This is a genomic window from Hominisplanchenecus faecis, assembly GCF_020687205.1.
In the GTDB taxonomy this organism is placed as follows: Bacteria; Bacillota; Clostridia; order Lachnospirales; family Lachnospiraceae; genus Hominisplanchenecus; species Hominisplanchenecus faecis.
This window is the reverse complement of record NZ_JAJEQE010000084.1, coordinates 1-4,730: the sequence shown is the minus strand read 5'-3', so window position 1 is coordinate 4,730 and position 4,730 is coordinate 1. Positions and strand designations below refer to the sequence as shown.

Annotated in this window: 10 protein-coding genes; 4 read left to right on the top strand and 6 right to left on the bottom strand. The window is 40.4% G+C overall.

What is annotated here, in order from left to right:
• Positions 1-64: 64 nt before the first annotated feature.
• The 5 genes from LKD42_RS14720 to LKD42_RS14700 all read right to left on the bottom strand — a co-directional run bounded on the left by LKD42_RS14720 (position 65) and on the right by LKD42_RS14700 (position 1,464).
• On the bottom strand, positions 65-499 hold the full coding sequence (locus LKD42_RS14720; protein WP_248836135.1) for a hypothetical protein: 435 nt from the start codon (positions 497-499) through the stop codon (positions 65-67).
• Positions 496-714, bottom strand: coding sequence for a hypothetical protein (locus LKD42_RS14715; protein WP_248836134.1), 219 nt, complete (start codon positions 712-714; stop codon positions 496-498). The genes LKD42_RS14720 and LKD42_RS14715 overlap by 4 nt, the downstream gene beginning before the upstream one ends.
• Positions 711-986, bottom strand: a complete 276-nt coding sequence (locus LKD42_RS14710; RefSeq protein ID WP_248836133.1) for a hypothetical protein — start codon at positions 984-986, stop codon at positions 711-713. The genes LKD42_RS14715 and LKD42_RS14710 overlap by 4 nt, the downstream gene beginning before the upstream one ends.
• A gap of 84 nt (positions 987-1,070) precedes the next feature.
• Positions 1,071-1,211, bottom strand: a complete 141-nt coding sequence (locus LKD42_RS14705) for a hypothetical protein (RefSeq protein ID WP_173867094.1) — start codon at positions 1,209-1,211, stop codon at positions 1,071-1,073.
• A 91-nt stretch (positions 1,212-1,302) separates the two neighbouring features.
• A complete protein-coding gene (locus LKD42_RS14700; RefSeq protein WP_248836132.1) occupies positions 1,303-1,464 on the bottom strand; it encodes a hypothetical protein in 162 nt (53 codons plus the stop codon).
• A gap of 168 nt (positions 1,465-1,632) precedes the next feature.
• Between LKD42_RS14700 and LKD42_RS14695 the strand changes: the two genes are divergently transcribed.
• On the top strand, positions 1,633-2,034 hold the full coding sequence (locus LKD42_RS14695) for a helix-turn-helix domain-containing protein (protein WP_248836131.1): 402 nt from the start codon (positions 1,633-1,635) through the stop codon (positions 2,032-2,034).
• A 304-nt stretch (positions 2,035-2,338) separates the two neighbouring features.
• Here the strand turns inward: LKD42_RS14695 and LKD42_RS14690 are convergent, their stop codons facing one another.
• Positions 2,339-2,536, bottom strand: a complete 198-nt coding sequence (locus LKD42_RS14690; protein ID WP_248836130.1) for a helix-turn-helix domain-containing protein — start codon at positions 2,534-2,536, stop codon at positions 2,339-2,341.
• Between the two features lie 53 nt (positions 2,537-2,589).
• Between LKD42_RS14690 and LKD42_RS14685 the strand changes: the two genes are divergently transcribed.
• The 3 genes from LKD42_RS14685 to LKD42_RS14675 all read left to right on the top strand — a co-directional run.
• On the top strand, positions 2,590-3,585 hold the full coding sequence (locus LKD42_RS14685) for a restriction endonuclease (RefSeq protein ID WP_248836129.1): 996 nt from the start codon (positions 2,590-2,592) through the stop codon (positions 3,583-3,585).
• A gap of 21 nt (positions 3,586-3,606) precedes the next feature.
• Complete coding sequence (locus tag LKD42_RS14680; RefSeq protein ID WP_248836128.1) at positions 3,607-4,167, top strand: single-stranded DNA-binding protein; 561 nt, start codon at positions 3,607-3,609, stop codon at positions 4,165-4,167.
• Positions 4,168-4,341: 174 nt separating this feature from the next.
• The coding region (locus LKD42_RS14675; RefSeq protein ID WP_248836127.1) for a tyrosine-type recombinase/integrase at positions 4,342-4,730 on the top strand (389 nt) is incomplete at its 3' end.

Below are 4,730 nucleotides of genomic sequence, written 5' to 3'. Positions count from 1 at the left end.
TGTTCATGAATTGTCAGTACCTTATTCAGTAATACACCAATCCATTTTCTTCTCTCTTCTGCTGTCATTTTGCCCCCCCCGCTTTCCATGCCAGCTGCTTCAACTGTTCATACAATTTGTTGAATGTCTCTTCTTCAATCCCTGAAAACGTAATGCCATCGTCTGTATATGTATCACCTACAAACAAAATGTTTCCCATGATTGGGGAGCCGTGTTTGTCGGTTTCGTACAGGTAACAGCCGATCGGGTTAAATTGAAGTTCATTCTTGAACAGAAACTCTTCGTCAACCAGCATAGCCACACACTTGCTGTTTTCACGTTTAACTTCTGTCGTATGCCCTAATTCGTTATACAGTCGTCTTGGCATGACGTGCTCGATCATCTCACATCCGTTCCCGATCAGCTCACAGAGCTGTCTGTTCTGCTCTCTTATCGTCCCCTGTGGGAAATCATGCACGGTCACTTCCAGATCCGTACTAACCTTGATAATCTTGCTCATTCTGCTTCCTCCTTGCTCACTAACATCAGCACACGGATCAGTACCGCACACCATACTGTGATGGCAGTGCCGATAATATCTCGTTCGCAGATTACACTGTACTTTCCCAGCCACCAGAACGTGAACGCTGCGGCTGCTGTGGCTACGATCGGGGCAATCACACCAGCTCCTGTTGTTTCTTCTGTTACTTCTGTTGTTTCTGTTTCTTTTTTCATCGCTTTTCTCCTTTCCATACGAACCCGGTCAGTTCGTACAACTTTTTGGGACTGATGTATGTACTTCTTCGACTTGCCTGCCCTCTTTTGGTCGGCTTTGATCGGAACACCAGTCCGATGTCTAATTCGCCGGACTCCATTCGGTTAATCACTGTGCTCTGTTCCACTCCCAGAACCTTTGCGGCTACCCTTGTGGGTACCGGTTCAGGCGGGAATTCTGGCTGCTTGCACTCCCGGAGTACTTCCAGAAGCATTTTTTTAAGTTCTTCCATTTTGCCACCTCACTTTCCTATTCATTCATCGTCAAAATCACGATCCAGAACAACAACAGGATTGCTAATGGTTTCAACATTTCCTTACCCCGCTTTCTGTTCTTCGAGAGTGTCTCTGGCTCTCAGGATCTCTGCGTTGCTTCTGATGATTGCCAGGCTTTCTTTGTCCAGCTTTTTCAGAATCGTAACTGTTTCCTGCAACAGCTTCTTTTTCGTTTCTCTCATTCGATTCTCTCCTTTCTGTATTGGCTTACCATCATCGGCGACCACGTTGCCATCGTGATCGGACGGGGACTGTGCCCCGTTTCGGCTTTATTTATAAAGTTGTTTCAATAAATTCAGTTGCTGCTTTGATGGTTCTAAAAGTATGAAACTCTCTGAACCCTTTTCCCTCACGCACGTTTACGTGATAGGCTCCGCGTGTTCCTTTCATTCTTTTGATTTCGTAACCCTTAACAACTTTTACTGTTTCGTACATTTTATTTACCTCCTGTGTTTTGCTATTTCGTTGACCTTGGTTACATTATACTTTCCTTTGGTTACTTTGTCAATGCTTTTTTGTTGCCTTTGGTTACTTTTTTTGTTGACTTTTTGTTCGTGCGGTGTTATTCTAAGATCAGAAAATAGAATGAAGGGAGGCGAATGAATGACGCAAGGTGAGCGTGTCAAAGAAATCCGAAAGAGCTTAGAAATGACAATGGAGCAATTCGGCAGTCGACTCGGAGTTACTAAAGTAGCAATCTCCAGAATTGAAAAAGGAGAACGCAATCTCACAGAACAAATGAGCCGGGCGATATGCCGTGAATTCAATGTCAGTGAAGAATGGCTGAAAACAGGTGATGGAGAGATGTACCAGCGGCTCTCGGAAGATGAGGAAATAGCTGGTATTGTTTCAGATCTGTTAGAAGAAGGAAAAGACAACGCTTTTTACAGTGTAATTTTGGAGATAGTCAAAACTTACAGTGAACTGTCTCCGGCATCACAAAAGGTACTCACGGAAGCAGCCGAGAAGCTGGCTGACAATTTGGCAAAAAAGAAAAGGGACTAACGCCCCTTTCTTTCAAAATGCTTCTTAATAATGATGTAAACCTGTTTTAAAAAGGTTTCGTCAGAAGCGTTCAATTTGTTAATCAGTTTTATAATCTCGTTTTTGTAGTCCATCTTATGTACCTCCCGATCACGTTTTTTCAAACATTTGTTCGAAATTCCTTGATTTCATATTATCACAGAAATATTTGTGATGCAACTGTTTTCGAACATTTGTTTTAGTAAAATTTTCCTTTCAACTTAACAAACGTTTCAGGAGGAAAAAAGTGATGCGTTGTCCGGAATCCCGGACGCTTTTTGAAAAATCACTTATACTCAGACTCATAAAGATCTGAAATAGTGGTTTTCAACCCTGCTGCCAACTGTTCCATAGTTGCCAGAGTTGGACTTACATGGTCGGTTACTATGTCGCCGATCGTAGACCGGGGAACACCGGTCATAATTGCCGCCTGCCGGATTGACAGGTGGTGCTGTTCCAGAAATTCAGATAATAATATTTTCATATTGTTATCATTCCTCTATACAGTGAAAAATATACAAAAGGATAAAAAAACAAATGGATGGATACCAATATGAACATCATTGTGCAAAACTCTTGAAACAGAGAGGTTTTAGGGATGTTGCAGTCACAAAAAGTAGTGGCGATCAGGGAATTGATGTCATTGCTTATAATGAAAATGTCAAATACGGCATACAATGTAAATATTATTCCTACCCTGTTGGCAATCAGGCTGTTCAACAAGCGTATGCCGGAGCAAAATTTTACGATTGCAATGTAGCGGTAGTTATGACAAATTCAACCTTTACCGAGCCAGCAAAAGAACTTGCTCAAAAATTAGGTGTGCAACTATGGGAAAAGTCTTATATTCCAAACGGCAACGGAAGCTTGTATAAAATTATTCGTGCTATAAATGTAATCTTTCTGTTGGTCAGTATCTTCGGCTTTTGGCTTATGAAAGGCTCTGAACATTCAGCAACCACTACCTATAATTATTTTAACATTATAGTTCTCACGGTTGCTTCTGTGATAGGTTTACTATATTATCGCAGTTTAGTGGCCAGCGTGTTCGTCAGTCTTTTGTATTTGATTTTTGCTATATCACAGATCATCTTCTCTGTGGTTCATAGTAATTTTTCTACTTATGAGATTGTAACATGCATACCAGCTATATTGTATATGATTCATACGGTACGCCTGCTATCTGAACCATTGTCAGAAGAAGAGAAAAAAATCATTGCAAATAAAAACAAACCAGAAAAAACTCCCACAATTGAAACAGATAAGTTGGAACTGAATCGTAAAATTCAGGATAACTTATATCACTTAGGTGACTTGTATATTCCAATTCTTAACGAAAAATTACATTCTGTAGTCACCTTAAAAAATGCACTGCAAACAGAAAATGGATATTTATTTGTATATATTTCTGATAAGCCAATATCTTTCGATCTATCCGCAATAGAAACTGAATTCAATATAAATTTGCAGGATTATTACCAGATACGCCCTATCAGTAATACAGAATTCCAGATTTTGCAGCGTGAAAAGTAAAATACAAGGAGAAAGTGAGATATGAAAAAAGAGAAACCTACAACAAAACTTTGCAAACATTGTAAAACCGAAATACCATATGATGCGAAGGTCTGCCCGAATTGTCGTAAAAAGCAAAAAGGTGGAAAACTTAAATGGATCCTGATTATTGCAGTTGTGGCAGTTATTGCACTGCTTATATATGGAAGCGGAAATTCTTATAAATTAAGCGAAGATGCAAGCAATATGTCCGAAAAAGACTATAAAGCCGCATGTGGCGAAATTGAATACAAAGAACTTGCAAGATCTGCCAATAAATATAAGGGAAGTAAAGTGAAATTTGAAGGCGAAATACAGCAGGTTGTTTACGATTCTGAAAATGGTGAGTCTGAATACCTGATACATGTTACAAAAGATGACTTGGGATTATGGTCTGACAGCATATATGTATATTATGCAAATAAATCCGACAGCAAATTTATCGAGGATGATATCGTTGCTATTTACGGCGAGGCTTCTGGAGAAGAATCTTACACAAGTGTTCTTGGTCAGAATATAACAATTCCAGCAGTAACAGCGGCATACATGGAATTAGAGAAATAGATATAACAGAATAACAAAATCCGCCCCGGTGTTCCCAGCACCGAAGCGGATCAGCGAATCTATACAGGTCTGGAGACCGGCATAATTCTTCCTTGAACAAGAAGATTATACCACAATCCTCCAGCACCTGTACAGGTGTATTTTTATACTCATTTTTAAGGAGGATGATATATTATGGCAAAATACAAAAAGAGAAAAGACGGCAGGTACGCCGCATGGGTAACTACCGATGAAATAAATCCGGAAACTGGAAAAAGAGTCCGCATACAGGTATATGGTCGTAGTGTTGCGGAACTGGAACGCAAGAAAGCCGAGGTGATCGAGCAGACCAGCAAAGGCATCTATGTATCAGAAAAGAACGTGACATTCGGGGCGTATAAATGGAAGTGGCTGGAGCTGTATAAAGCCGGTCGTGAAACGAACACGATCGAAGGATATCGGAACATTCTGAAAAACCACACTGCCGCACTGGATGGTCTCAAACTATTGCAGATTAAAAAAACAGATGTTCAGACCGGATACAATGCACTAAAAGGTCACGCCGATCTGCAGCGTCGTTACTA

Coding starts and splice junctions, on each gene's coding strand:
- LKD42_RS14720 (WP_248836135.1), bottom strand. CDS start 499: ATGAGCAAGATTATCAAGGTTAGTACGGATCTGGAAGTGACCGTGCAT.
- LKD42_RS14715 (WP_248836134.1), bottom strand. CDS start 714: ATGAAAAAAGAAACAGAAACAACAGAAGTAACAGAAGAAACAACAGGA.
- LKD42_RS14710 (WP_248836133.1), bottom strand. CDS start 986: ATGGAAGAACTTAAAAAAATGCTTCTGGAAGTACTCCGGGAGTGCAAG.
- LKD42_RS14705 (WP_173867094.1), bottom strand. CDS start 1,211: ATGAGAGAAACGAAAAAGAAGCTGTTGCAGGAAACAGTTACGATTCTG.
- LKD42_RS14700 (WP_248836132.1), bottom strand. CDS start 1,464: ATGTACGAAACAGTAAAAGTTGTTAAGGGTTACGAAATCAAAAGAATG.
- LKD42_RS14695 (WP_248836131.1), top strand. CDS start 1,633: ATGACGCAAGGTGAGCGTGTCAAAGAAATCCGAAAGAGCTTAGAAATG.
- LKD42_RS14690 (WP_248836130.1), bottom strand. CDS start 2,536: ATGAAAATATTATTATCTGAATTTCTGGAACAGCACCACCTGTCAATC.
- LKD42_RS14685 (WP_248836129.1), top strand. CDS start 2,590: ATGGATGGATACCAATATGAACATCATTGTGCAAAACTCTTGAAACAG.
- LKD42_RS14680 (WP_248836128.1), top strand. CDS start 3,607: ATGAAAAAAGAGAAACCTACAACAAAACTTTGCAAACATTGTAAAACC.